Origin of the sequence: Parabacteroides sp. An277 (assembly GCF_002159645.1) — a bacterium.
In the GTDB taxonomy this organism is placed as follows: domain Bacteria; phylum Bacteroidota; class Bacteroidia; order Bacteroidales; family Tannerellaceae; genus Parabacteroides.
In genome coordinates, this window is record NZ_NFJB01000025.1 from 1 (window position 1) to 26,101 (window position 26,101).

General features: G+C 46.0%; 19 protein-coding genes and 1 tRNA gene. 4 read left to right on the forward strand and 16 right to left on the reverse strand.

What is annotated here, in order from left to right:
- Positions 1 to 447: 447 nt before the first annotated feature.
- The 7 genes from B5F77_RS10610 to B5F77_RS10640 all read right to left on the reverse strand — a co-directional run bounded on the left by B5F77_RS10610 (position 448) and on the right by B5F77_RS10640 (position 7,276).
- A complete protein-coding gene (locus B5F77_RS10610) occupies positions 448 to 1,248 on the reverse strand; it encodes an alpha/beta hydrolase family protein (RefSeq protein ID WP_087330585.1) in 801 nt (266 codons plus the stop codon).
- Positions 1,245 to 1,940 carry a 16S rRNA (uracil(1498)-N(3))-methyltransferase gene (locus B5F77_RS10615; protein WP_087330587.1) on the reverse strand — a complete coding sequence of 232 codons (696 nt, stop codon included), beginning with the start codon at positions 1,938 to 1,940 and terminating at the stop codon, positions 1,245 to 1,247. Before B5F77_RS10615 ends, B5F77_RS10610 begins: the two co-directional genes overlap by 4 nt.
- Before the next feature lie 22 nt (positions 1,941 to 1,962).
- Positions 1,963 to 3,276 (reverse strand): nucleoside transporter C-terminal domain-containing protein, encoded by a 1,314-nt coding sequence (locus B5F77_RS10620; protein ID WP_087330589.1) that lies wholly within the window; start codon positions 3,274 to 3,276, stop codon positions 1,963 to 1,965.
- A 2-nt stretch (positions 3,277 to 3,278) separates the two neighbouring features.
- On the reverse strand, positions 3,279 to 3,938 hold the full coding sequence (locus B5F77_RS10625) for a bifunctional nuclease family protein (protein ID WP_087330591.1): 660 nt from the start codon (positions 3,936 to 3,938) through the stop codon (positions 3,279 to 3,281).
- 65 nt (positions 3,939 to 4,003) lie between these two features.
- Positions 4,004 to 4,444 carry a DUF695 domain-containing protein gene (locus B5F77_RS10630; protein WP_087330593.1) on the reverse strand — a complete coding sequence of 147 codons (441 nt, stop codon included), beginning with the start codon at positions 4,442 to 4,444 and terminating at the stop codon, positions 4,004 to 4,006.
- A gap of 188 nt (positions 4,445 to 4,632) precedes the next feature.
- Positions 4,633 to 5,034, reverse strand: coding sequence for a hypothetical protein (locus B5F77_RS10635; RefSeq protein ID WP_087330595.1), 402 nt, complete (start codon positions 5,032 to 5,034; stop codon positions 4,633 to 4,635).
- 85 nt (positions 5,035 to 5,119) lie between these two features.
- Positions 5,120 to 7,276 (reverse strand): elongation factor G, encoded by a 2,157-nt coding sequence (locus tag B5F77_RS10640; protein WP_087330597.1) that lies wholly within the window; start codon positions 7,274 to 7,276, stop codon positions 5,120 to 5,122.
- A 457-nt stretch (positions 7,277 to 7,733) separates the two neighbouring features.
- Here B5F77_RS10640 and B5F77_RS10645 point away from each other — a divergent pair, with 457 nt between their 5' ends.
- Positions 7,734 to 8,474, forward strand: coding sequence for a helix-hairpin-helix domain-containing protein (locus B5F77_RS10645; RefSeq protein WP_162607984.1), 741 nt, complete (start codon positions 7,734 to 7,736; stop codon positions 8,472 to 8,474).
- Here B5F77_RS10645 and B5F77_RS10650 read toward each other — a convergent pair.
- From B5F77_RS10650 to B5F77_RS10680, 7 genes are all read right to left on the reverse strand, one after another.
- Positions 8,450 to 11,713: an efflux RND transporter permease subunit gene (locus B5F77_RS10650; RefSeq protein ID WP_087330672.1), complete on the reverse strand. Its 3,264-nt coding sequence runs from the start codon at positions 11,711 to 11,713 to the stop codon at positions 8,450 to 8,452. The two genes, B5F77_RS10645 and B5F77_RS10650, sit on opposite strands and share 25 nt — an antisense overlap.
- Positions 11,703 to 13,175 (reverse strand): TolC family protein, encoded by a 1,473-nt coding sequence (locus B5F77_RS10655; protein WP_204244969.1) that lies wholly within the window; start codon positions 13,173 to 13,175, stop codon positions 11,703 to 11,705. Before B5F77_RS10655 ends, B5F77_RS10650 begins: the two co-directional genes overlap by 11 nt.
- A 263-nt stretch (positions 13,176 to 13,438) precedes the next feature.
- Positions 13,439 to 16,540 carry an efflux RND transporter permease subunit gene (locus B5F77_RS10660; RefSeq protein ID WP_087330674.1) on the reverse strand — a complete coding sequence of 1,034 codons (3,102 nt, stop codon included), beginning with the start codon at positions 16,538 to 16,540 and terminating at the stop codon, positions 13,439 to 13,441.
- A 1-nt stretch (position 16,541) separates the two neighbouring features.
- A complete protein-coding gene (locus B5F77_RS10665; protein ID WP_087330601.1) occupies positions 16,542 to 17,606 on the reverse strand; it encodes an efflux RND transporter periplasmic adaptor subunit in 1,065 nt (354 codons plus the stop codon).
- A gap of 124 nt (positions 17,607 to 17,730) precedes the next feature.
- Positions 17,731 to 18,381 carry a CatA-like O-acetyltransferase gene (locus B5F77_RS10670; RefSeq protein ID WP_087330603.1) on the reverse strand — a complete coding sequence of 217 codons (651 nt, stop codon included), beginning with the start codon at positions 18,379 to 18,381 and terminating at the stop codon, positions 17,731 to 17,733.
- Positions 18,382 to 18,418: 37 nt separating this feature from the next.
- The gene (locus B5F77_RS10675) at positions 18,419 to 18,883 is read right to left on the reverse strand and encodes a GNAT family N-acetyltransferase (protein WP_204244967.1); all 465 of its coding nucleotides are present in this window, start codon (positions 18,881 to 18,883) and stop codon (positions 18,419 to 18,421) included.
- A gap of 330 nt (positions 18,884 to 19,213) precedes the next feature.
- Positions 19,214 to 19,286 (reverse strand) — tRNA-Glu (locus tag B5F77_RS10680).
- A 143-nt stretch (positions 19,287 to 19,429) separates the two neighbouring features.
- Between B5F77_RS10680 and mutA the strand changes: the two genes are divergently transcribed.
- The 3 genes from mutA (at position 19,430) to B5F77_RS10695 (ending at position 25,222) form a co-directional block, all read left to right on the forward strand.
- A complete protein-coding gene (gene mutA, locus B5F77_RS10685; RefSeq protein ID WP_087330605.1) occupies positions 19,430 to 21,298 on the forward strand; it encodes a methylmalonyl-CoA mutase small subunit in 1,869 nt (622 codons plus the stop codon).
- A gap of 15 nt (positions 21,299 to 21,313) precedes the next feature.
- A complete protein-coding gene (gene scpA / locus B5F77_RS10690) occupies positions 21,314 to 23,461 on the forward strand; it encodes a methylmalonyl-CoA mutase (RefSeq protein ID WP_087330607.1) in 2,148 nt (715 codons plus the stop codon).
- Positions 23,462 to 23,746: 285 nt separating this feature from the next.
- Complete coding sequence (locus B5F77_RS10695) at positions 23,747 to 25,222, forward strand: family 10 glycosylhydrolase (RefSeq protein WP_087330608.1); 1,476 nt, start codon at positions 23,747 to 23,749, stop codon at positions 25,220 to 25,222.
- Positions 25,223 to 25,314: 92 nt separating this feature from the next.
- On the opposite strand, the gene B5F77_RS10700 is transcribed toward B5F77_RS10695, so the two are convergent.
- Together B5F77_RS10700 and secG are read right to left on the reverse strand one after the other, a co-directional pair.
- Positions 25,315 to 25,629, reverse strand: coding sequence for a DUF4491 family protein (locus tag B5F77_RS10700; RefSeq protein ID WP_087330610.1), 315 nt, complete (start codon positions 25,627 to 25,629; stop codon positions 25,315 to 25,317).
- An 83-nt stretch (positions 25,630 to 25,712) separates the two neighbouring features.
- A complete protein-coding gene (secG, locus tag B5F77_RS10705; RefSeq protein WP_087330612.1) occupies positions 25,713 to 26,099 on the reverse strand; it encodes a preprotein translocase subunit SecG in 387 nt (128 codons plus the stop codon).
- Positions 26,100 to 26,101 lie beyond the last annotated feature (2 nt).

Here is a 26,101-nt window from a genome sequence, read left to right on the forward strand (position 1 = left end):
TGTTCGACCCCGCTGGGGTCGGGATTGTGGGTATCGTTCTTACCGAAGGTGACGCTTCGCATCACCCTCGGTTAAGCATGGTTGAACCTCTTCGAGGTTCGACCGCAACCTCCTGAGATGCTTTGGTTTTGTTCAGCATGACGCAAAAAAGTGCGTCAGCCCACAATAAAAATCTGCGGTTGTCTACGCTTCAGTCCGCGTCCTCTGCGTGCCCTTATATTATAATATAGGTATAAATCGGCGGCGTGGATGGCGGAAACGGCGGCGTGGATAGCGGGATTTATAATTGGATTCGGCAGGGTTTAGAAGGGTAAAAACACGGAAACGCAGCACAATTAAAAGTGCTGTGTCTCTGCGCCTCCGTGTTCAAAAATATATTATTACAGCAACTGCTTTATTCGTTCAAATTCCGCATCACGCGGCAAGATTAGTTAATTTTTTAGTCTTTCATTTCCTAAAATATTTCTGGAAGAAGAGCAGGTGGTAGTCGATGGAATTGTTCCAATAAGTATTATTGTGCGCGCCGGGGCGGACAATAAAGTCGTGCGGAATGCCCTTTTCCAACAACGCGGCGTGGAACTGGCGATTCACCTCGAGGAAGAAATCCTCTGTGCCGCAATCGAAGATGAGCGCCAGGCGACCCGGCTCCAGCTGCGGGACGAGGTTCGCCACCGTGTGGGCGTCCCAGACTTCCGGATGCGCGTCGCGCTCGCCCAGTTGCTTGTACATATTCCAACTCTTGGGGAAAGGACGGATATCGACTCCGCCGCTCATGCTGCCCGCCGCCCCAAAAACGTCAGGATGGCGGATGGCGTTCCAAAGCGCGCCATGCCCGCCCATGCTGAGACCCGAAATGGCACGCCGTTCGCGCCGGGCGTCGGTCGGGTAATGCGCGTCGATGTACTGCACCAATTCGGAGGAAATGAAGGTCTCGTATTGCACATCGGCGTGCAGCGGGCTGTCCCAATACCAGCTCTCCTCGCCATCGGGGCAGACAAAGATAAACCCTTTCTCGTCTGCCAGCTCCGGCAAATTTGGTTTGATAATGAGCCACGTTTTGTAATAACCGCCATGGCCATGCAAGAGATACACAACGGGGCAACGCTTCGTCTGCGCCACGTCTGGGACAATCGTAACGACTTTAATCTCCTTTTGCATCTTCGTACTTCGAACAAGAATCGTATCCACCGTGGAAGCCTTTGCGAAGCTGCTCAGCCAAAGAATCAGGAGGAAAAATAACTGTTTCATTGCAATACGTGTAAAGTCAAACAGGAGGCAAGTGCTGCCGTTTCAGTACGCAGCCGGCTCTTCCCTAACGAGATGGGTTGGAAACCCTGTTCTTCCGCCCAGCGAATCTCTTCCGGACTGAAATCCCCTTCCGGACCAATCAGCACCAAGGCATTCGAGCCCGGCCGATAAACGTCTTTCAACAAAGGTTTTTCGCCTTCTTCGCAATGCGCAATGAATTTCTGTCCGTCGAACGGACGCTTCACGAAGTCGCGGAAATCCGTCATGTCGTTGAGTTTCGGCAGCACAGCCTTCTGGGATTGCTTCATGGCGCTCACCAGGATTTTCTCCAACCGAGCCGTCTTGATTTCTTTCCGTTCCGAGAAGCGGCAGCGGAGGCAAGTAATCTCATCGATACCGATTTCTGTCGCCTTTTCGGCAAACCATTCCATACGGTCCATGTTCTTCGTAGGCGCCACAGCGATATGGATATAGGCATTCCAAGGTTTCGCTGGATTCCACGTCTCTAAGATATTCACGGCGCAGTGCTTGGGATGAGCCGCAGTAATGACCACCCGATAAAAAGCACCCTTCCCATCCGTCAATTCGATTTCCGCACCTTCCGTCAAACGGAGCACCCGTGTACAATGTCCTGATTCCTCTTCGGGAAGAATCGGATTCGAAGCGATATCAGGTGCATAAAACAATTGCATAACTTATTCTCTCTATAATTATTTATCCTAAAATCATTCCAATAATAGTGGCCGAAAGAACCGAGACCAGCGCGCCGCCAATCATCGACTTCACACCCGTCCGGGCAATTAACTCTTTCTTTCCAGGCGCCAAGACGCCCAGTCCACCCAAAAGTATCCCGATTGAAGAGATATTGGCAAAACCGCACAATAAATAGGTAGACATAATAACCGACTTCTGCGAAAGGAAGATGCCCGCATCTTTCCATTGTTGCAACTGGAAATAGGCCACAAACTCATTCAAAATAGTCTTTTGCCCTAACAAAGAACCGACCGCAATCATATCGCCACCCGGCACGCCAATCAACCACATAAAGGGCGACATCACCATGCCGAGCATGAACTGGAACGTCAAGCCTTCCGCCCGGCCATCAGATACTTTCACAATCCAATCGTTCAATCCCGTATAATGCCCTATCAAATCGCAAGTGATGAAATTCACCATCGCCACCAGCGAGATAAAGACAAGCAACATTGCAGCGATATTGGTCATGAGCTTCACGCCCGTCACCGTCCCGGAAGAGATGGCGCCCAACACATTCGTATGTCCCTCTTCACCCCATTCCGGCACCGCTTTATCTACTACAGGCTCGGTCTGCGGACAGATAATCTTCGCAATCACAATCGAACCCGGCACGGCCATCACTGACGCCGACAGCAGATGTGTGGCAAAAAGCTGTTGTGCCGCAGGGTCCGTTCCGCCTAACATACCGACATAACTTCCCATAACGGAACCGGCAATGGTTCCCATGCCCGAGACCATAACCAAGAACAACTCCGAACGATTCATGACAGGAAGATAGTTCTTGATTAACACAGGCGACTCTGTCATGCCAAGGAAAATATTCCCGCACGCCACAAGTCCCTCTGTCCCGGAGATATTCATCACCTTGCGGAGCAACCACGACAATGCCCCGACGACACGCTGGATAATGCCCCAATAATAAAACAAGGAAACCAAAGCAGAAAAGAAAATCACGATAGGCAAAGAATGAAGCAGGAAGCTGAATCCTGCCGCCTTCGACGCGTACGGCCCCAACAAGAAATTCAAACCCGCACCGGTAAAATCCATCAGCTTCACAAACACCTTGCCTAACGCCTCAAACAATGCCCCCACCGGAGGAATATATAAAATGGAAAGCGCCAGCCCCACCTGAATGAGCAAACCGCCTCCCACTAATTTCCAATCAATCCGTTTCCGATCATAACTTAACAAATAAGAAACCGCCAGTACGCTGGCGATACCGACCAGTCCTCTTACCAACGAAATGAACCCAAAACCTGCCGCAACCTCCATATTTATTCTGTATTAGTTCCTTCCCGCCGTTTTAATTCATCCTTATATATTTTGGCGAACTCGTACTGTTCGTCTTCGATGGCATCGGCCAGTTTCTCTTTCAAAAGAGTCTCCGAGAGGTTGGCAAGCCAATCATCCAACGACGCTTTGTCTTGAAAATCAGCTGGAGTCAAATCCGAATCGTAAGCGAAAGGCATGTCGGCCGATGCGATATCATCCTCCTCATCCTCTTCCTCCGTGGCATTGGGTTCTTCTAATATCAAACCACACTCACGCACAATTTCATCGGTCGTAAAAACGGGTGCTTTCAAGCGCAAGGCAACCGCAATGGCATCCGAAGTCCGCGAATCAATGCGTACTTGCCGTTCCCCATCAAATAAAACCATTTCTGAATAAAACACGCCATCCTCGAATTTATAAATAAAGACCTCTTGAAGCAATATCCCGAACGAATGCGTGAAACTCACAAACAAATCGTGCGTCAACGGACGAGGCGGCACTAAACGCTCCAACGCGATAGCAATAGACTGTGCTTCAGCTGTCCCTACAATAATAGGAATGCGATATGGCCCTTCTGCTTCAGCCAATATCAAGGCATACGCTCCTGATTGCACCTGACTGCTGGTCAGTCCTTGTACGATAAGTTTTACTTTCTTTGCCATATTTTCTAATGAACGAAGACAAAGGTAGTTTTTTTCTACAAAAATAACAACACCTCTGCACGCTTTTATTTATCAACCGCCCATTCACGCATTTCGTACATATCCAGATATTCTTCCCAACCGGCATCGGCCTCCACGTAAAGCGAAATAGGAAGCATTTCCAAATGCGCCAAAGCTTGATTCAGATATTCACCAAAGACACGCGCCGAACGGGTATAATAAACCCATGTCTTTTCGCCTCCGCCTGTATACACCGCCGTTTGAATAGCCAACTTATCCTTTTCCATTTCCCGGCGAAGCGCTTCTTCCATCTCTTCCATGCGCGCAGCCACTTCGTCTGAAGGCATCCCATGTGCGTCCGGTTCATACTTCCATGTGATTTCCACCCGCTCTTTGAATTTTCCGGATGTCCGAAAAGCATCCAAATCCTCTCGCCCATAAACCGTGATGATATCGCCTCGTTCATTCTCCGACAAAGCCGTAAACCAATTGTCGCTCAATTTCATATTCTTCCTTTCTTCTATAAATTAACATTCCGGTGCTTATCTTCTTTTCGTTTCATAACTATCATCCCATTTAATTCCAACGAGAATCCTTTTCGATTATAACGATAATCCCATCCGATGATAAGCATAAATTCAAGCATCATTCAGACAAAGGTACGAAAATTCCCCGCATAAAGAAAATCACTTCCTTAAAAGCCCCGCCAACGACTCGATAACTTATTCACAAAGAGAGGCGTCCATCCTGTAGTCAGCAAGACAAGTATCCACCAATTACCCGTTAAAGGATTGTAAGCAGCCCAAAGTTGTTCCCAACTACTTCCCGTCAATAATCCAAACGAAAATTCAAACAAGCAGGTTAAAACAACCCACAACATTCCGATTTTAAAGTAAGTCCTTGCTTCCAATCGCCCTAAACGAGGAAGCAAAAGCCATGCCAACAAAAAGATAAAAAGACTCAACGTAATGCTACTCAAGGGTAAAAGCCAAAAGGCTGCGTCCCATTTCATCGCAAGATACTCGCGCAAACCACCATTAAGGATAGCTATCGGTATAAAACAAATCCAAATAAGAATCGATTTAAACCATATCATCGCCTGAAATATATTCAAAGAGGGGACGCTCTTGCGAGACATTCCCCTCTTTCATACAACAATCATTTATTTAACTAAGCACTTATCAATCATCGGCTTGAGTAGCTTCATATTCTTTCAGCAATTTCTCTTGTACATCGGAAGGCACTAATTCATACGAAGCAAACTTCATAGTAAACGATGCACGCCCACCCGTAATGGAGCTAAGCGAAGTCGAATAATTAGACAACTCTTTCAAAGGAACTTTAGCTTGCAACTTCTCGAAGCCTTTCTCACTATTCATGCCCATAATCATAGCACGACGTCCTTGCAAATCGCTCATTACATCGCCTAAGAAATCGGCCGGGACAGAGACTTCTACATCATATACAGGTTCCAAAATCTTCGGTCCTGCCTCTTTAAATGCCATGCTAAACGCATTTCGACCTGCCAACATGAACGAGATTTCGTTGCTGTCTACCGGATGCATCTTTCCATCATATACACAAATACGGACATCGCGAGCGTATGACCCCGTCAACGGTCCTTGTTCCATACGAGACATGATTCCCTTTAGGATAGCCGGCAAGAAGCGCGCATCAATAGCGCCACCCACGATACAATTGACAAATACCAACTTGCCACCCCATTCCAAATCGATAGTCTGCGTATCCCGGACATTCATCTTATATTCTTGTCCGCCGAAACGATACGTATCAGGAGCAGGCATACCTTCGTAATAAGGTTCAATAATCAAATGTACTTCACCGAACTGGCCTGCACCTCCGGATTGCTTCTTATGCCGATAATCCGCACGTGCCGCTTTTGTGATAGTCTCACGATACGGAATCTTCGGTTCTAAGAACTCAATCGGCAATTTATCATTGTTTTCAATTCGCCATTTTAACGTACGAAGATGGAATTCGCCTTGTCCTGAGACGATAGTCTGTTTTAATTCCTTCGACTGCTCTATTACCCAAGTAGGGTCTTCCTCGCGCATCCGGGTCAATATTTCCATCATCTTTTCGGCATCCGCTTCGTTCACAGGTTTAATAGCTCGACGATACTTCGGATCCGGATATTTAATAAAGTCGAAACGATAATCACATCCTTTGCCATTCAACGTATTTCCTCGGCGCACATCTTTCAATTTCACCGTAGCGCCTATATCACCCGCTACCATTTCAGGTACTTCCGTACGTGTTTGCCCGTCAGTCACAAATAATTGTGCAATACGTTCCTTCGAACCACGGTCGGCATTCACCAAGTCATCGCCCGACTTTACTTTACCTGAAATAACTTTAAAATAAGAAACCTGCCCGATATGCGGTTCAACGGTTGTCTTGAAGAAGAAGAGGCTGGTCGGACCCTCCGAATCAGGTGTTACTTCCACGCCTTCCGTCGTAACCAAACGCGGCATCTTGTCTGTACATGGAACTACATTTCCTAAGAATTCCAAGGTACGACGTACACACATATCGCGGCCTGCACATACACAGAATACCGGGAACATATCACGCGTAACCAAGCCTGCACGGATACCGGCACGCATATCATCTTCACTCAGCGTTCCTTCCTCGAAGAAACGTTCCATCAATACATCATCATGTTCGGCCGCTGCTTCTACCAATGCTTTATGTAATTCCATGGCTTTTTCCATCTCTTCAGCCGGAATTTCAAGCACGTCAGGCACACCTCCTTCGGGTTTCCAACGGTACATTTTCATTTTCAACACATCGACTACGGCATTGAATGAAGGTCCGCAAACTACAGGATATTGTATTTGTACCACTTTGCTACCCCAACGGTCTTTCAACTGGGCAACTGTTCCTTCGAAATCAGCCTTATCGTTATCCAATTGGTTCACTACGAAGATAACCGGTTTATGGAATTGCTCCGTATAGCGGAATTGATTGATTGTCCCGACTTCCACACCATATTGCGCGTTCAAGACCATCAAAGCCGTATCCGTCACATTCAACGCAGAAACAGCTCCACCAATAAAATCATCCGAACCCGGACAATCGATGAAATTCAGCTTCCGGTCTTGCCATTCCACGCTAAAAACCGTTGAGAATACCGAATAACCATATTCCTTTTCCACAGGGAAATAGTCGCAAACCGTATTTTTGTTCTCTACACTACCACGACGTTTTATAACACCACCCTCGTAAAGCATCGCTTCCGCGAGAGTGGTTTTCCCTGCACCTGAACTACCTAAAATAGATATGTTCTTAATCTCATTTGTTTGATATACTTTCATTTGATATCAGGCATTAATAAGTTTAACAATAAAGATGGGTTCTAAATCCTTTTTAGAACGAGCGCAAATTAGAAAGACTTTGCGAGATAGACAACTTTTTACGCCCTGTTTGAGAATTATGTTGTACAACACAATGGCGTTATTCTCTATTTATCAAGGCATAAACATTACTTAAAGGATAAAAAATTTTTTACTTCCGAAAAACATTTCCTGCCTGGAACAAAACAGATGGATGCCTGTCTTAAAAGTAAAAACATACGAGACATTCTCTATCTTTAGCCTGAAGATATATATCTTTAGGTTGAAGATATGTATCTTTAAGCTGCAGATAGGCATCTTTAGCCTAAAGATAGAGAATATCCCGTATACTTTCAAGTTTTTCGTCCCGGGCAAAGGATTATTTGGCAAATATTTCGTACCTTTGAATCCGGTAAAACAACATAAAAACAAAACAGCTATGAATAATTTACGTGATTGGTTCTATTTCTCGGCGGGCGAACGACGGGCGCTCACGGTTCTTTCTTTATTAATAATAGGTATATGGGTGGCCTTATGGTGGACAGAACCGGAGCCGATCCCCGAACCGATGGACGAAAACATCCCTGGAGATACCATTCGGACGGTGCTCCAGACGGAGACAGACGATAGCCTCGCGCACCCGGTTCCCAAGCCTCAGCCTCCGAAAAAACAGGAAAAGAGGACAAAAACTTATCGGGAAGCACGCCAATTCCAGCCCTCCCATGCCGCCCGAAAGCAATCCAAACGTTATGTATCGAATAAGTTTCCGCGCGGAACGGTGGTCGAACTGAATAGCGCCGATAGCCTTACGCTCCGGAAAGTACCGGGTATTGGCGAAGCCTTTTCGCACCGAATCGTAAAATACCGCGATTTGTTGGGAGGTTTCTATTCCGTAACGCAATTGGCCGAAGTGTATGGCATCGACGAAGAACGGTATGCCGCGCTGGCTCCTTGGTTTTGTGTGGATACGACGCTTATTCGCCCTATTCTTGTCAATCAAGCTGATTTCCGAACCCTTATCCGCCATCCGTATATAGACAAACCGCAGACGATTGCCTTGCTTTCCGTCATTCGCCGGAAAGGACAGATTACAGGATGGGACGACCTTCGGTTGCTCGAAGAATTCACACCCGAAGACCGGCGCCGACTCCGTCCTTACCTCTCGTTTGGGACGGATTGAACCTTTCCTTTCCGAGACTTAGGTACCGTAAAGATAGGTAAATAGAGGAAAATCCCCACGATGGACATAACCAATCCTCCGATGGTACCCGCAGCCATAGGAAACCAAAAAGCCTCTTTCTCTTCGCCTATCATAAAAGGAACAAAACCCAAGATAGTCGAAATAACCGTCAGGGAAATCGGGATGATTTTTGCATTCCAGGCTTTCAAGTAGGCTCGGAGCGGAGGCATAAGGGGAAAACGTTCTTTGATTTGATTGTACTCATTGAGAATATAAATACTGGCATTCACGGTGATGCCACAAAGCAGGACGAATGCCGCAAAGCCTCCTTGGTCGAAGTTGAGCTTAAACCCATAAAATGTCAAGAAAACGCCGATATAAGAAATCGGAATGACAAAAATAACGGCCAACGGCTGCCTCAACGAATTGAACAGGATGCTGGTCATAAAGAAGATAATGACGATGATAAGCGCAAGAAGCAGGTATTGCGCGTCATCATCCTCGCCCCATCCATAGTAATAATTGTTGTCTACCTTGGCAGTATATCCCATAGGCAACAGACGTTGAAAATCTTTGACCAGTTGTTTTTGTATTTTCGCCCCTTGGTTTGTCGAACCAATGTATTCATACTGGAGACAAAGTTTGTATTGTTGGTCGACTTTAGCGATTTCTTGCGGCATCTGTCCCTTCTCGACCGAAGTCAAATCAGAGAGCTTATAATACTTCTCGCCTATCCGGGCCGGGAAATATTGCATATTCCATATATCATAAGTTTTTGATTGGAGGGAAGAGAGTTTCAATTTCTCCATTTCATTATCGACAAGGATATTTCCGGCGTAGATATCTTGCCCGAAAATAGGACTGACCGAGGCAAAAAGTTCCATCGGCTGAATGCCTGCTTGCGCCATGCGCGCTTTGTCAAGATTAAAATAAAACTCTTGATAGTCATCTTTCCACCACGAGAATTGGGAATTGATGAACACCTCTTTAATACGCCGGTATGTAAGCAGCTTTGCCTTTAGTTTTTCCGCCCATTTATAAAGCTCATCGTAATTATAACCATACATTTCGATGCGATAAGAGCCAGCACCCTCCCGCACATCGTTACTAAATCCTTGATCCATCAATCCCCAGACGCCCCAACTTCCGCCTCCCAATTCGAGCGCTTTACTGATGACCTGGCTTTTGAGCGTATACGGAAAGCCGCTTCGTTCGGCCTCCCGTGTGAAATACACATCAATGCCTGCTTGCCGGGCATTATAAATATGGGTTTGGAATTGACGTATCTCTTTATACGTACTGAGGAAAGCCTCCATCCGATTGATAAGTGTATTCATTTGCGCAAGCGTAGTCCCATTGGGCATCGAGGCTGTAATGTTCAGTACAGTTTCATCATTACGCGTAAAATAACTTCCCTCATATACTTTCTCTACAAACAAACGCAAAGTACCACCCAAGGCTTTATCCACAATCGGTTTGATATCCTCTTTCCATACCTCGTTCTTCATGCCCTTATTATACATATCTATGCATAAAGAGTCGGTAGACGAATAGTGTTTTTTATCGTCATATTCAATTTTTTCAGGCAAAAGAAAGATAGGCAAACCGAAAGCCAAGACCAACACAATGCAAGCTATCTTCTTCCATTGGCAAAGAAAACGAATCTGAGCTCGATAATAACGCATAAAATAAATCTTGGCTCGGAAGCATAAGGTTCGCAGATTTTTACTCCATTTCGTAAGGACTCCGTGCCTCCACACCTCCGTATTCCCCCTTTTCTTCTTCTCCCCTAACTTTAACTTCTCTATCAAAGCCGGCACAAGAAAAAGGGCGATAAAGAGTGAAACGGCCAAGTTAATTATCACTACCGCAGCAAAATCCTGCAAATTAAGGCGAATACGTTCATCGAGAAAGAAAATGATTACCAAAGCTCCAATAGTCGTAAGCGTAGCCGCCAGAATCGACAGGAATGCTTTTAAGTCGTGACGCCTACGAATGTGGTCAGTCATAACGATGGTATTATCGATGACTAAGCTCAACGATATAGTGATACCTGCCAACGAATATAATTGTATTTCCAAGCCAAATAAGTAATAAAAGATAACGGCTATGCATAAGTTTATACTTAGACTAATAACGATTAGAAGCATATACCGCACGTTCCACGTAATCAGAAGGATGAAGAGCAGGAGGATGAGGATGGTCAGCCCCGTACGGACATATATTTTATCCAGTTCTTCTTGGATATACTCAGTTGCATCGTAACTGGTATGTATCTCGTATCCGGCAGGAAGGATCGTTTGGATATGTGCCATTTCTTCTTTTACTTCTTGAGCCAACTTCAATTGGTTGGCGGTCTCGTCGGCCCATATAGATAGATAGATGGAATTCAATCCATTGATTCGATAATAACTTTGCGGTTCCTCTTCCTGGCGAGTCACTTTCAATAGTTGGTCAAGACGTATCAATTGCCCGTTAGCCGCCCGTACACTTATCCGGTTTGCTTCGAATCCATGTGATTCTCTTTCCGGTAAAAGAGCGAGGCGCATCCATTTGCGTACGTCTGTTTGATGGGAAATATCTGCTATCCCCAAAAATTCCTTTTGGTAATAATGAATAATGGCGGTCTGAATATCCGATACAGTAATACCCAATTCAGTAAGTTGCTCGCTATCATACTCTAAATGCCATTCCATAGGTGTGGCACCACTCACTTGAATCTGGTAGATACCTTGTATCGTACTAAGTCGAGGCTTGATTTGATTTTCGGCAAAACGTTGGATAAAAATAGGTGTTGCCGCAGCATTCAGCGTATAACTCAAGAAAGGACGCGAGGCTCGATCATCAGGACGGCTCATTTCCAAGACAGGATAAGTTACGCCATCAGGCAGGTCGGGCCATGTTTGGCGTACAATCGTAGAAGCCTCAAAACGGGCTGCATCTATATTGGTATGTTTATCCAATTCGAGGGTGATGCGTCCCCAACCATTGCCAGATGTCGATGTAATTTCCTTAACGCCTTTGATGCGAGAAAGCATAGACTCCAACCTTGAAGTAACTTCCATCTCGATGACACGAGAAGAGTTTCCTGCCATATTATAGCTAATGCTCAATTGTGGCAAAGTCCGTGAGGGCGAAAGTTTCACGGGAAGCAAAGGAATAAGCGCCAACCCCGCCAGCGCCGCACAGAGAAAAGCTACAATCCAAGTAAATGCTGATATATTCCGTTTAAAGCCCATGCTCATAGTCAAATTCATTCGAAAGCGAAATGCCTACCTCAAAATCATGCAATGTCAACTTCCGTATCTTATAGTAACTTAGCCAATAGTTTTGTAAAGCATTGATATAATTTCGCTGGGCTTCTTGCTGACGATTGAGCGAAAGCGTCATGCTATTCAGGTCTGCCTTGCCAATCAGAAAACGTTGCTTGGTTTTCTGGTAAGCCATCAAAGCGATATCCAAAGCTTCCTCCGCGCTCTGGATAAGGTGCTGCTGGATATGAAAGTCTCCTACCGTCATGATAACCTCCTCTTCAACACTAATAGCCGTCTGCTCTGCCGTTGTCTGGGCAATACGGAGGTTACTTTTCGCTATGTTATGTTTTCCTTTACGTACACCCCAATCAATCAAAGGTATTGATACAGAAACAGACACCACGTCTTGCTGCAAAGGATCCCTATAGGCTTCTTTAAAGGAAGAGGCTACTTGATTGAAGCCAATGCTCGCATTCACTGAGGCATTGAAAAGCGACTCTTTCTTGGTTCTATCTACTTCCTGCTCGGCTTCTAAGATGCTTTGCTTTGAGGCCAAGAGTTCCGGATTATTTTCACGTGCCATGCGTAGCGCTTCGCTGACAGGTATTTCCAATTTTCGCGGGCGAGAAGGCAATCGCAGGCGTATCGTACGATTCTTGTCGAAGTTTAAATAAGATGCCAAACTAAACATCGCGCGTTGAAGCGATATTTCAGCGTTCTGCAAGGTGTTTCGCGCATTAATGGCATCCAATTTAAGTGTTAATAAATCTTCTTGGCTAATAGCTGCTATCTTATGTCGTTCCTGACCCGTACGATAGAGTGTATCCGTATTGGCTACATTCTCCTTAGCCATATCGTATTCTACTTGCGCCATCGCCAAAGCAAAAAAATAGGTAGTTGCCTGCTCGCTGATAGATTCCATATTATAGAGGAATTCCTTTTTCACCTTCTCATATTTCAAAGGTTCAATCTTCCGTGCCCACCGAAATGCATTGTATCCAATCAAATCCTGGCTATACCCAATGCGTATCGGAACCGTCGTGAACTGATTGTAATCGTTTTCGCCAAACGAACGCATGTAGCCCAAATCGGTATCGAGGTAGAAACTGCCGCCCAGGAGGTCGAAATTCTGCGTCACGTTCAGATTTCCGCTCGCGTAGAAGGACTGTTGCTTACGGTAGACATCCAAATCGGCTTCAGAGTCGTACCTTCGGGTAATATCGCGGTAGTATTGCGCCGGGGTGAGGTTCAACGTGAGGCTGGGTAACCGCTCCGCCTTATAATTACGGTATTCCCAATAGCCGGACAAATACAAATTCTTGCTTCGGAAAGCCTCCAGCGAACTATCCGCCGCCAACTGAATCGTTTTCTCGAGCGAAAGTTCAATCGTCTGTCCCGCTACGAAGGGAGCGAAGCAAAGAAGTATCGCTATCAACTGCATTTTCATTATTTCTTTTCTATTCATATTTTATTCTTCATTCATTATCCTTATGAAACACAACTTCTTGTCTTGCTACAACCTGAGCGACGCAAGAAGTGTTACATCTAGCCCTGCTACGACCGAAGCGACACAAGAAGTGTTACATCTAGCCCTGCTATGACCGGAGCGACGCAAGAAGTGTTACATCTAGCCCTGCTACGACCGGAGCGACGCAAGAAGTGTTACATCTAGCCCTGCTACGACCGAAGCGACGCAAGAAAAAGCCTTTCTTATGTAGCAGTCCTTGTTGCATCCTTCTTTTTATAAATAGTCCAATACACAAGCGGCACGACAAACAAACTAACGGCCGTTCCAATAAGCATTGCAGATATCATCGCTATCGAAAGCGGCTTTTGCAACTCGCTCCCCAAATCGAACGAAAAAAGCAATGGAACCATGCCGAATATCGTGGTGAGCGAGGTCATCATAATCGGACGAAGTCGCCTACGCCCTGCCTCGTGTATAGCTTCGAGGAGCGGATACCCTTCCCGTCGCAGTTCATTGATAGCATCCAGCTTCAAAATCGAGTCATTAATAATAATACCGCACGTAACTACAATCCCAATCGCACTCATCAGATTCAGCGTGTGCCCGAAAATCCAAAGCGTCAAAAGTGCGGCAGCGATATCGATGGGTATTTCTGTCAACACAATAAGCGGTTGGAGAAAACTCTCGAATTGAGCTGCTAAAATAAAATACATCAACAAAATAGAGATAAAAAGAATCACGACCAACTCATTCAACATCTCTTGGTTTGAAAAGAAACTACCTCTAAAATCCACATCCCAGGTATCCCGATAATGGTCGTCTGTACGAATAACGGTTCGGATTTCCTCCACAAGTGCCTTGGCATCCCTTACATGATGAAAACTGAAAGGGATAAACTCGCCATTCTTTCCTGCCGTCAGAGTCTTCAAATCCTGCCCAGGCGAAACTTTCACCAACGCACGGAGCGGAACGAAACGGACTTCTTCCTTTCCGTCTGTTTCGGAAACCGATACCACACGAAGAAGTGTTTGTTGTAAAATATCTTGAATTGTCTGTTCTTTGCCGGCTAATGTAATGGGTAAATATTGTTGGTAAGAACGGAGTGTAGCGATCTCATTTTCTTTAAAGGCTGTCCGAAGTGTGCGGTAGACCTCTTCGTAGGAAATGCCATAAAGCAGAAGTTTCTGGTAATCTATTGAAAGGTTCAATTGGTTGTCGAATGCAACACCCACAGGCCTTTCCCCGGAAACTTCTTCGATGTCTTGCTCTATATGTTGGATTTCAACCGCATCCGGTGTTACCTCTTTATTTCGAGCATAGAGTTCGGCCACGATATCCGCCTCGCCCGTATCAAACAGTTTCTCGAAAACAGTTTCAGGTGGAGCAAAGGAAACAACGGCCGAAGGATAATGTGCCCGAATCCAGGTTACAATCGTTTGCTGAAGCGGAGCAATCTGGCTTGCCTCGGCTGTTTTAAAATAAAGTTCCGCTTCCGATATGGAAAGTTCACGATCTCGATTCAACAAAAATTGTTGTTGGCCGATATAGGCCGTATGCTGCGCCCCTTGCTTATCTGCTTCTTGCATCAAAAGAGCTATGCGGGTCCGATTTTCATCCAGATGTATATTTTCGTTCCATTCCAAATGAACTATTAATTCATTCTGGTCTATTTCTGGCATCCGCGATTTCGGTACAGCCAAAAACAAATAGACGCAAAAGGGTATCGTGAGGCCAGAAAGAATCCAAGTCGTCCGTTTGTGACGAAATACAAAGTCCACACCACGGTCATAAAAATGATCTAATGTATGTTCTTTAATCAAATTGTTCACATTCACTTGCAACCAACGAAAGCGAGATTTCGGGATACTATATACTAACTTATATAACACAGGCAACAACATAATACCTGTAAAATACGAAACCAATAACCCGACCGTCACCGCAAAAGCTTGGTCAAAAAAAATCGCTCCTGCAATTCCACTCATGAACACCAAAGGGAAAAAGACAGCAATCGTAGTAAGCGTAGAGCTGAGCATCGGCGTAATGACTTCAGCTGTTCCTTTCGTACATGCCTCTTCCAACGAATCGCCCCGAGCACGATATTGGGTAATGTTTTCTGTCACGATAATAGAGCTATCAATCATCATACCCAAAGCGAGAATCAAACCGGAAAGCGAAATGATATTCAGCGACATGTGAAACATGTAAAAAAACAAGAAACTGGTGATAAGGCTCACCACCATACTCAACCCAATGACCAACGGACTCTTCACATCACCCAAAAACAAGACCGCTACAATGCAAATAAAGAAGAAACCTAACGATAGGTTCTGCTTCAGGTTCGAAATGGTATAATCCAGCAACTCCGTTTGGTTTCGAGTAATCGTAAATTCGATATCTGGATAAATCGAAGCGAAATAATCTGTCACTTCTCCCAACGATTCTTTCATACGATCCATACTCTCGTCGGATTGCTTGATAATCGCCAATGTCACGGCACGCTTTCCTCCCGACATGGATATTCCCGTCTCTTTCTCAGGCACAATCGATATATGCGCCAAATCTTTCAATTGGAACAGACGCCCTTCTTTACGGATATAAATCTGTTTTACATCGTCGACGGTACGGAGGAGCGTAGAAAATTTGATATTGTATTCATAATAACCATCGCGAACGGTCATGCTCCCCGGTTCCACATTATTATTAGCTAATGCCGTTTCGATGTCTTCCAAGGTAATGCCGGAAGTTTCCATCCGGTTTCGGTCCGGAATGATTTGCAATTGTCTCCCGACCAACCCCGTTACATCCACCATTGCCACCTCCGGCAATTGCTCGATACGACGTTTGATGACTGTCTCTGCAAATTGGCACAAATCAAGGAACGCCTCTTCCTCATCTACCTTTCCTGCCTCTTTCAGCGTAAGATTCAAGCAAAAAACCGGAATATCCGTTGCGCTCGCCTTAACTACACGCGGACGTTCTATTTCACGAGATAAATGGCTCATGGCAGCATCTATTTTCTCGTTCACTTCTATAAAGGCCAAGTCGGTATTGGTCCCAAATTCGAAACTTAAACGGACCACTCCATTTCCGTCACGCGTTTCGCTTTGGATATCCTTCAAACCCGCTACTTGCATTAATTGCTGGCGGATAGGTTTGACAATCGTATTCTCCAGTTCGCGAGCCGACGTGTTCTGACCTGTAATTTGAACCGTAATTTCCGGAATGGCAATATCGGGCAATAAAGACACCGGAATGGAAAAATAGGTCACCATTCCTATAATAAAGCAGGCCGTAAAAGCCATCAAGACGGCAATAGGCCGTTGTATCAGGAAACGAATCATCTTATTTTTCAATTAGTCGGACCGGTGCTTCATGTGCCAAATTAATATTTCCACTCGTAATAACGACATCACCCGCCTTCAAACCTTCGGTAATCGTATAGCTCGTCGCATTCTCCAATCCTGTATGTACATAAACCCAATTCGCCTTATTATCCACTAACGTGAATACCACTTGTTTACCCGACCGCAACACCACGGCCTCTTTGGGTACTACTAATTGTTTTCCTAACGAACGATGCACGCTCACCTGTACATTCATACCATCGAAGAGACGGTTCGTCCCTTCGATAGCAGCTTTTACTTGTATCATGCCGTTCTCGTCCACCCTTGGATTAATTTCCGTAATGTGTCCGTTTACCTTCTCTTCGGATGCCGCGAAAGGATAAACGACAACACGGTCTCCCTCCCGAATAAGGGGCAATTCATTCTCCAAAATAGTAAAACGCGCCTCCATGCTTTGCGGGTCGATAAGAGTGCAAAAAGCCTCCGACGTAGAAGCTACGTTATATTCTTTCTGCGTAAGATTGGCGATGATACCTTCGAAAGGTGCCGTCAATGTCGCCCGCCTCCATTCATAATCGGCCAATTCATAAGTTGTTCGCGCTTGTTCATATCCACTCTGTATCTGAGCTAATCTAAGGACATCCGCCGGGACGCGTGCCGAATCTTTCAACATATAACCTTGCCCAATAAGTACATCCTGCAACTCCAGCTTTGCTTTTTCGAGCGCATCCAAAGCACTTGCCCGTTGATTCTCGAGCCGAAACGAAGCCAACGAAGCAATCCGTTCGCCTTTTCGAACCCGTTCGCCATTCTTTACATAAATATGTGCGATGGGTTCTGCTGTCTCAAACCGCATATCGGCCTGCCGACGCGCTTCCAACTTTCCATTGCTAATCAATTCATGATGGAAATCTGTTTCTTCCAACTTCATAACCGTTACCTCGTTTGTCTCAGCAGGCAACACTGCATTCACCGTCTCTTCTTTCATGGCTTTTTCCTCCTTGCCGCAAGCTACACAAACGAACAAAAGCGCAATCATCTCCACCAAACAATACTTTCTCATGGTTGATTTCATTTTTTACCGTAACTATACATTTATTATTCTTGTCAGCAAAAATACATATTTAAGCAAGTTAGGCAAAAAGAAAAAGGATGACATTTTCACTTCCTCATCCCATAACAAGGTATCAAAAAACGCATTCCGCAATCTCTTGCATATCATTCATCAGTTTGCACGTATGATACCCATCAGCTACAGCATGGCTCACGAAAACAGAGACGGGAATCTGTATCCGTCCGTTTGTCTTAAAATATTTCCCGAACTTGATAAGCGGAAAAAGGAGACTGTTCTCCGAATAGGTATCTTGGGCAAAAGAGGTGAAACTAAGCCAAGGAAGGCAAGAAACAGGACAATAATTGGCAGGCTGTCCGGGTCGTGCCTTAATGACGCCAGTTACATCTCGGTATTGAGCCATATCGGAAACTACCGTCTGGTAGAACGTCTCGAAATCCGCGCTATATTCGCTCCAGATATCGGTAAAAGTCTTATTCTCTGGATGGAAAAGCGTATAGCAAGGCACAACCTCTTCCCAATATCCCAATTGTCCCTCTTCATTAAAACTCATTCGAAACTCCTTATGCTGGTTTACGGCTTTCAGGATGACATAGAGCATGATGGGAAAGAAACGCAACCCGCATGCCTTTTGAGCCTCTACTAAATGCGTAATATCCAGATTCGCATTCAAATTGTACTTACACTTGATTTGTGTGTAATAATAATCGAAGTAAATGCTCCGTTCCCAAGTTGATTTGTCGATGATATGGAATTGTGTGTTCATATCCTTAGTTATTTAGTATTTGCCAATAAAAGAAGAATCATCTGCCTAAACGATTCTCATAATTCCCTTTCACGCTAAAATCAAGCGAAAATTTATAATGGAAATTATGCATTCCTTGCTTTTCATAAAAATGATGCGTCCTTTGCCGTAACTGATTACAACATACTTCAATCTGAAGGCAACCTGCAGACTGGGCAATATGACAAGCCTCGAAGAAAAGCCTCTGCCCTATTTTCTGATTTTGATACTCCTTACCGACAGACAACTCCATGATTTCACATATCTTTCCGGCATGATGTAATTGGTTTTCCATCCGCAGATTGATGCAACCTATTACCTTGTCTTGCCGCTCATAAACCAAGCAAGCATACATCTCGTTTTCTATCTGTGCGTTATATATCTTTTGAAAGTCAGCAAAAGAAAGCCTCCTTTCCTCCATTTCGCAAATCAACGAATACACGACCGGGCAATCAGCCCATTCCGCCATTCTAATCCTTTCCATACCTTTGTCCTTATATTCAATCGTACAAAGGTAAACATAAAAGCAAAACAAGCGTAACAAAATATTGAAAGTAGGCATCCATTCTCTATCTTTAGGCTAAAGACATATATCTGCAGCCTGAAGATATGTATCTTTAACTTGAAGATATGTATCTTTAGCCTAAAGATAGAGAATTATTCGTATTTTTACTAAGAAGAAATAAGGAGAAAGGGAAGTTTCTCCGGCTATATAATAAAGTAGGGAAAAGGGAGGAATGCAGAAAAAAGGGTATAAAAAAAGGAAAATGAAAAGAAGAAATACCCGATTTCAACTTTCCATTTTCCTGTTTCGTAGCGCATCCGGGAATCGAACCCGGGTTTCAGCCGTGAGAGGGCCGCGTCCTAGGCCACTAGACGAATGCGCCGTTGTGCCTTATCTTCTTGTTTGACGCTGCAAAGGTAAATAATAATTTTAATCCGCCAAATACTTTTGCTAAAAAAATTATTTCATTTACCTTTGTAGGCGATATACAAACTAGTAAGAAAAACATTACTAACAACTAATATTATGGCAGAAACGAAAGAAAAACTTTTCTCCGAATTCGCTCCTATCTCTACAGAAGAATGGATGGCGAAAATCACGGCCGACCTGAAAGGGGTGCCGTTCGAGAAAAAGCTTGTTTGGAAAACAGGCGAAGGATTTAATGCGAATCCTTTTTATCGATTGGAAGATTTGGAAGGTCTGAAAACAACGGATTCGCTTCCCGGTGAGTTTCCCTTTGTGCGGGGTACGAAAAAAGACAACGATTGGCTGGTACGCCAAAACATCGAAGTCTCGTGCCCGAAAGAGGCAAACGCGAAAGCGCTCGACGTGCTGAACAAGGGCGTCACCGCGCTGGGCTTCATTATCAAAGGAGATGATGTAACTCCTGAAAACATCGCTACATTACTAGACGGCATCTGCCCGGCATGTGTCGAATTGAACTTCAACACCTGCTTATGCAAGGCGGAGAAGCTGATTACCATCTTGGGCGAATATTTCGCTTCGAAAGGTGTCGACTTGGCCAAGTGCCAAGGTTCGGTCAATTATGACCCGTTCAAGAAACCACTCATCAAAGGACACAAGAATGAGAATTGGGTGGAAATGGCAACGGCTGTATTAAACGCAGGAAAAGTGTTACCTCATTACCGTGTTTTGGCGGTCAATGCGTTCGAATTGAACAATGCCGGAGCTTATATCGCGCAGGAATTGGGATATGCGTTGGCTTGGGGTAATGAATTGTTGGCTAAACTGACCGACGCCAGTTTCTCGGTAGATGAAGTGGCTAAGAAGATTAAGTTCAATTTCGGAATTAGTTCAAACTACTTCATGGAGATTGCTAAGTTCCGTGCAGCTCGTTGGTTGTGGGCTGAAATCGTGAAGGCTTATAATCCGGCTTGTGATTGCGCTTGCAAGATGGCGGTTCATGCGCAAACGTCTCAATGGAATACGACGATATTCGACGCACATGTTAATTTGCTCCGTACACAGACGGAAGCGATGTCGGCTGCTATTGCCGGGGTGGATTCAATTACGGTTCGCCCGTTCAACGAAGCTTACGAAACACCGGACGACTTCTCTGAACGCATTGCTCGTAACCAGCAGCTTTTGTTGAAGGAAGAATCACACTTCGACAAGGTTGTGGATCCGGGAGCAGGTTCATACACCATCGAAGTCTTCACGAACTCCATCGCTGATGTAGCTTGGAAGCTCTTCCTCGAAACAGAAGAAAAAGGCGGATTCGGTGCTTTGGCAAATGCCGGCGAAATCCAGGCTGCTGTAAACGCATCCAACGAAGCTCGCCACAAAGCCGTAGCTACTCGAAAGGAAACATTGCTCGGTACGAACCAATTCCCGAACTTTACCGAAGTGGCAGGTGACAAGGTCAAGAAGACTGAAGGTGCTTGCTGCTGCAAAGGCCAGGCTCACAACCATTGCGAAAACGAAGGAGTGACGAAGCTCAACTTCGCCCGCGGTGCATCTGAATTTGAAGCCCTGAGAATGGCTACTGAAAAGAGTGGCAAGACTCCGAAAGCCTTCATGCTGACGATTGGCAACCTGGCTATGCGTCTGGCACGCTCTCAATTCTCATGCAACTTCTTTGCTTGTGCAGGTTACAAGACGATAGACAACCTCGGCTTTGATACCGTAGAAGAAGGTGTAGAGGCAGCCGTTAAGGCAGGGGCTGATGTAGTGGTTCTCTGCTCAAGCGACGATGAATACGCTGATTACGCACCGGCAGCTTACAAGGCATTGGCTGGTCGCGCACAATTCGTAGTTGCAGGAGCTCCGGCTTGTATGGAAGACCTCAAAGCTCAAGGAATAGACCAGTTCATCCACGTTAAGAGCAACGTTCTGGAAACATTGCAAGCATTCAATGCGAAGTTAGGAATCTAAAATCGAAGAAAAACAATGAGACCAAATTTTAAAGACATAGATATAAAGAATGCCGGTTTCGCTGCCACGAATGCAGCCGAATGGGCAAAATCCAATGGCATCGAGGCTGATTGGAAAACTCCGGAACATATTAATGTGAAACCGGTATATACGAAAGAGGATTTGGAAGGCATGGAGCATCTGAACTTCGTGTCTGGTATTCCTCCTTACTTGCGCGGGCCGTATAGCGCGATGTATCCGATGCGTCCGTGGACAATTCGTCAGTATGCAGGATTCTCTACTGCCGAAGAGTCTAACGCTTTTTATCGTCGTAACTTGGCATCCGGACAAAAGGGTCTGTCTGTTGCTTTTGACCTCCCGACACACCGCGGTTACGATGCCGACAACGAACGTGTCGTAGGCGACGTTGGTAAAGCCGGTGTTTCTATCTGTTCATTGGAAAACATGAAGGTTTTGTTCGAAGGTATTCCTTTGAATAAGATGTCTGTCTCCATGACGATGAACGGCGCCGTCCTTCCCGTCATGGCGTTCTATATCAACGCCGGTCTGGAGCAGGGTGCTAAGTTGGAAGAGATGGCCGGTACCATTCAGAATGATATCTTGAAGGAATTCATGGTGCGTAACACTTATATCTACCCGCCTGAATTCTCTATGCGTATCATCGCCGACATCTTCGAATACACTTCTCAGAAGATGCCGAAGTTCAACTCCATCTCTATCTCCGGATACCATATGCAGGAAGCAGGTGCTACCGCCGACATCGAAATGGCCTACACGCTCTGCGACGGTTTGGAATATCTCCGTGCCGGCGTAAACGCAGGTATCGATATCGACGCCTTTGCTCCGCGTCTGTCCTTCTTCTGGGCTATTGGCATGAACCATTTCATGGAAATTGCCAAGATGCGTGCAGCTCGTATGTTGTGGGCAAAGATCGTGAAGAGCTTCGGCGCGAAGAATCCGAAGTCTCTGGCTTTGCGTACACACTGCCAGACTTCAGGTTGGTCGCTCACCGAGCAGGATCCGTTCAACAACGTGGGTCGTACTTGTATCGAAGCGATGGCGGCTGCCCTTGGCCACACGCAGTCTTTGCATACCAATGCGCTGGATGAGGCTATCGCCCTGCCGACGGACTTCTCTGCCCGCATCGCCCGTAACACCCAGATATATATTCAGGAAGAAACGAAAGTCTGCAAGCAGATTGACCCGTGGGGCGGTTCTTACTACGTAGAATCCTTAACGAACGAGCTCGTTCACAAGGGCTGGGCTTTAATCCAGGAAATCGAAAGCATGGGTGGTATGGCGAAGGCTATCGAAACCGGTCTGCCGAAGATGCGTATCGAAGAGGCTGCTGCCCGTACGCAGGCTCGCATCGACTCTGGCGTCCAGACGATTGTCGGTGTGAACAAGTATCGCTTGCCGAAGGAAGCTCCGATTGATATCCTTGAAATTGATAACACGGCTGTCCGCAACGAACAAATCGAGCTGTTGAAGCAACTCCGCGCAAACCGCGACGAAGCTGCCGTTCAAAAAGCGCTGGACGACATCACCGAATGCGTCCGCACGAAGAAGGGCAACCTCCTCGAATTAGCAGTCAAGGCTGCTGCCGTTCGTGCATCGTTGGGCGAAATCTCCGATGCTTGCGAGAAAGTTGTTGGTCGTTATAAAGCAATTATTAGAACTATTTCAGGCGTGTACTCATCAGAAACTAAAAAAGATGCGGACTTCCAGCGGGCTTGCGAGCTTACGGCTGAGTTCGCGAAGAAAGAGGGTCGTCAGCCACGTATCATGATTGCCAAAATGGGTCAGGACGGGCACGACCGTGGTGCGAAAGTGGTGGCAACCGGTTATGCCGACTGCGGCTTCGACGTGGACATGGGCCCGTTGTTCCAGACTCCGGCAGAGGCTGCGCGTCAGGCTGTCGAGAACGACGTTCACGTGATGGGCGTTTCATCCTTGGCTGCCGGTCACAAAACGTTGATACCTCAGGTTATCGACGAGTTGAAGAAGCTGGGTCGTCCGGACATCATCGTGATTGCCGGTGGTGTTATCCCGGCTCAGGACTACGACTTCCTCTACAAGGCAGGCGTAGCTGCCATCTTCGGTCCGGGTACTAACGTATCGAAGGCGGCGTGTCAGATTATGGAAATTCTTTTAGAAGAATAAATTAGCACAGTGTAAACAATGAATCCGGGTAGCTTGCTACTCGGATTTTTTATGGGGTAACGGTTTGTCTTAAGAGGACCGGACGACAACTCCTTAGAGTCATCGGTTATAACTCTTAAGAGTTACTGGCTACAACTCTTAAGAGTTTCCGGATACAACTCTTAAGAGTCACCGGTTATAACTCTTAAGAGTTTCCAGCTGCAACTCTTAAGAGTTATAGACACCCCTTCCTGGAAGTCGTTCTCTTCTTAGTTATATACCTATATTATAAATGAATACATACAGATGAAACTATATGCTCTGATACTGCTGGCTTGCTCTTGCCTGTCCCTCTTCGCCGTCCAGCCACCCAAGCGGGAGGTGCGGGCGGTATGGCTTACGACGATATACGGATTGGATTGGCCTCATCGTCCGGCCTCTTCTCCAGCAGCACAAAAAGCACAACGGGAAGCATTGTGCGAACGCCTCGACCGGTTGCAAGAGGCAAACTTTAATACCGTCTTCTTCCAAGTCCGATTGCGAGGAGACGTAGCATATCGTTCGCAAATAGAACCGATATCGTCTGTATTTACAGGTGTTTGCGGGAAGATGCCAGACTATGATCCTTTGGCGTTTGCCATCGAAGCGTGCCACCAACGAGGGATGGAATGCCATGCTTGGTTCGTGACGTTCCCACTCGGAACAGATAAGCAGGTACGAGAATTGGGGAAACGCTCGGTAGTGAAGCGACAACCTAAACTGGTCAAACGACATCAGGGCGAATGGTTTCTGGACCCCGGACAACCCGGTACGACAGCGTATATCCTCTCGCTCGTTCGGGAAATCGTAGAGGGGTACGACATCGACGGTATCCATTTCGACTACATTCGCTATCCGGAGAAAGCAAAGTCCTTCCCCGACCAAACCTCCTATCGACAATATGGCAAGAAAGAGAAACGGGAAACTTGGCGGCGCGAGAACATCAACCAGCTGGTAACGAGGATATACGACTACGTGAAATCCGTCAAACCCTGGGTACAAGTCAGCAGTGCGCCTCTGGGGAAATACAGTCGCATACCGCGCGTTCCTCAGGCAGGCTGGACCGCTTTCGAGAGCGTATACCAAGACCCAGCTGAATGGTTTCGCCGCGGGAAGCAGGATATGATTGTGCCTATGATGTACTACAAGCACCAAAACTTCTTTCCCTTTGTGGATAATTGGGTGGAAAACAGCCAAGGGAGACTCATCGTCCCCGGATTGGGTGCTTATCGACTCCGGCCGGAAGAGGGGGATTGGACACTGAACGACTTGACAGACCAAATCGACTACAGCCGCTATTTTGGCGGTGCGGGCACGGCTTTCTTCCGGTGTGAGAATATCTTGGAGAATGAAAAAGGCATTTACAACGAACTGAAAGAACGTTACTATCCTTACCCTGCCCAGCTTCCTCCGCTAACGTGGTTAAACGATTCCATCCCGCAAGCCCCTCAAGAGATACGGGTAGAATACCGCGATGGCGAGATGAAACTCTCGTGGGATAAACCTACGGGTGAAGCGCAAGACCTTACCTACACCGTCTATTATTCAACTACCGACACCATTGATACCAACAACCCGCGCCATATCCTCGCGACGCTCGTGCACGGTACCGAACTCTACCTGCCCATCACCTGCGACCGCGAGCGCGGATTCCTCTTTTCCGTTACCGCCTCCACGCGCTACCATATCGAGAGCCGTCCCTCGCGCGAGACCTATTATTACCTCAGTCAATATCCCAAATAAAAATCTTGCGTTTCGCAATATGATATATTGATACGCTCAAAATGATATATCGACGTTGTCAATATATCATTTTGAGCGTATCAAAGTAGCACTTACACCGAATTTCCTTTCCCTTTTTCCGGATACGTACGCTTCGGATTCTTAGGGAACCAACCCTTCAAGACACGCTCCTCTTGCTCAAAAACCTCCTTAATCGACCAAAAAGAAGAGAAAGCAAATACACCACAAATCGTAGAGAGTAAGATATTCTCTATCAGGAGCGAAAGGCCAGCCGCTACGATTCCTGCCAAGAGGAAAAGCCACCAACTGCGCGTACCCCAATAATATTCCGCTTTAACCACCAAGGGATGAAACAACCCAATGACGAGAAAAGTCACCACGCCAATCAATAATCCATGTCCATTCATAATTCATTTTTTCATTTTTAAACAACAAAGGCCATCCCAACCGTGTTGAAATGGCCTTCGTCATACATTCATTTAAACTCTTCTTATGGCTGTTCTGTAGCCGGAGCTGGAGTTTCCGCAGCAGGTTCTTCCACCGGAGCTTCTGCTTGTTGCGCCGTACCAAAATCCGGAGATACTAAGTTCGGATCAATCGTAACCGCCTCGTTCACTTGCTCTTTAATCTCAGATTGATTCGTAGAATGATCTCCACGCGGGATAAACGCCGTGATAATGATACTCAATACGACCACCGTCCCAGCCAACGTCCACGTAGCTTTTTCCAAGAAGCTGGTCGTCTTGCGCACGCCCATAATCTGGTTCGAAGAAGAGAATCCTGCAGCTAATCCTCCACCTTTCGAATTCTGAATCAATACAATCAGAATAAGCAATATGGCAGCCAACAGGATTAATACTGAAATAAATACGTACATTT

Excerpts from the sequence above, each read along its gene's own strand:
- B5F77_RS10610 (WP_087330585.1), bottom strand. The coding sequence starts at position 1,248 with ATGAAACAGTTATTTTTCCTCCTGATTCTTTGGCTGAGCAGCTTCGCA.
- B5F77_RS10615 (WP_087330587.1), bottom strand. The coding sequence starts at position 1,940 with ATGCAATTGTTTTATGCACCTGATATCGCTTCGAATCCGATTCTTCCC.
- B5F77_RS10620 (WP_087330589.1), bottom strand. The coding sequence starts at position 3,276 with ATGGAGGTTGCGGCAGGTTTTGGGTTCATTTCGTTGGTAAGAGGACTG.
- B5F77_RS10625 (WP_087330591.1), bottom strand. The coding sequence starts at position 3,938 with ATGGCAAAGAAAGTAAAACTTATCGTACAAGGACTGACCAGCAGTCAG.
- B5F77_RS10630 (WP_087330593.1), bottom strand. The coding sequence starts at position 4,444 with ATGAAATTGAGCGACAATTGGTTTACGGCTTTGTCGGAGAATGAACGA.
- B5F77_RS10635 (WP_087330595.1), bottom strand. The coding sequence starts at position 5,034 with ATGATATGGTTTAAATCGATTCTTATTTGGATTTGTTTTATACCGATA.
- B5F77_RS10640 (WP_087330597.1), bottom strand. The coding sequence starts at position 7,276 with ATGAAAGTATATCAAACAAATGAGATTAAGAACATATCTATTTTAGGT.
- B5F77_RS10645 (WP_162607984.1), top strand. The coding sequence starts at position 7,734 with ATGAATAATTTACGTGATTGGTTCTATTTCTCGGCGGGCGAACGACGG.
- B5F77_RS10650 (WP_087330672.1), bottom strand. The coding sequence starts at position 11,713 with ATGGGCTTTAAACGGAATATATCAGCATTTACTTGGATTGTAGCTTTT.
- B5F77_RS10655 (WP_204244969.1), bottom strand. The coding sequence starts at position 13,175 with ATGAAAATGCAGTTGATAGCGATACTTCTTTGCTTCGCTCCCTTCGTA.
- B5F77_RS10660 (WP_087330674.1), bottom strand. The coding sequence starts at position 16,540 with ATGATTCGTTTCCTGATACAACGGCCTATTGCCGTCTTGATGGCTTTT.
- B5F77_RS10665 (WP_087330601.1), bottom strand. The coding sequence starts at position 17,606 with ATGAGAAAGTATTGTTTGGTGGAGATGATTGCGCTTTTGTTCGTTTGT.
- B5F77_RS10670 (WP_087330603.1), bottom strand. The coding sequence starts at position 18,381 with ATGAACACACAATTCCATATCATCGACAAATCAACTTGGGAACGGAGC.
- B5F77_RS10675 (WP_204244967.1), bottom strand. The coding sequence starts at position 18,883 with ATGGAAAGGATTAGAATGGCGGAATGGGCTGATTGCCCGGTCGTGTAT.
- mutA (WP_087330605.1), top strand. The coding sequence starts at position 19,430 with ATGGCAGAAACGAAAGAAAAACTTTTCTCCGAATTCGCTCCTATCTCT.
- scpA (WP_087330607.1), top strand. The coding sequence starts at position 21,314 with ATGAGACCAAATTTTAAAGACATAGATATAAAGAATGCCGGTTTCGCT.
- B5F77_RS10695 (WP_087330608.1), top strand. The coding sequence starts at position 23,747 with ATGAAACTATATGCTCTGATACTGCTGGCTTGCTCTTGCCTGTCCCTC.
- B5F77_RS10700 (WP_087330610.1), bottom strand. The coding sequence starts at position 25,629 with ATGAATGGACATGGATTATTGATTGGCGTGGTGACTTTTCTCGTCATT.
- secG (WP_087330612.1), bottom strand. The coding sequence starts at position 26,099 with ATGTACGTATTTATTTCAGTATTAATCCTGTTGGCTGCCATATTGCTT.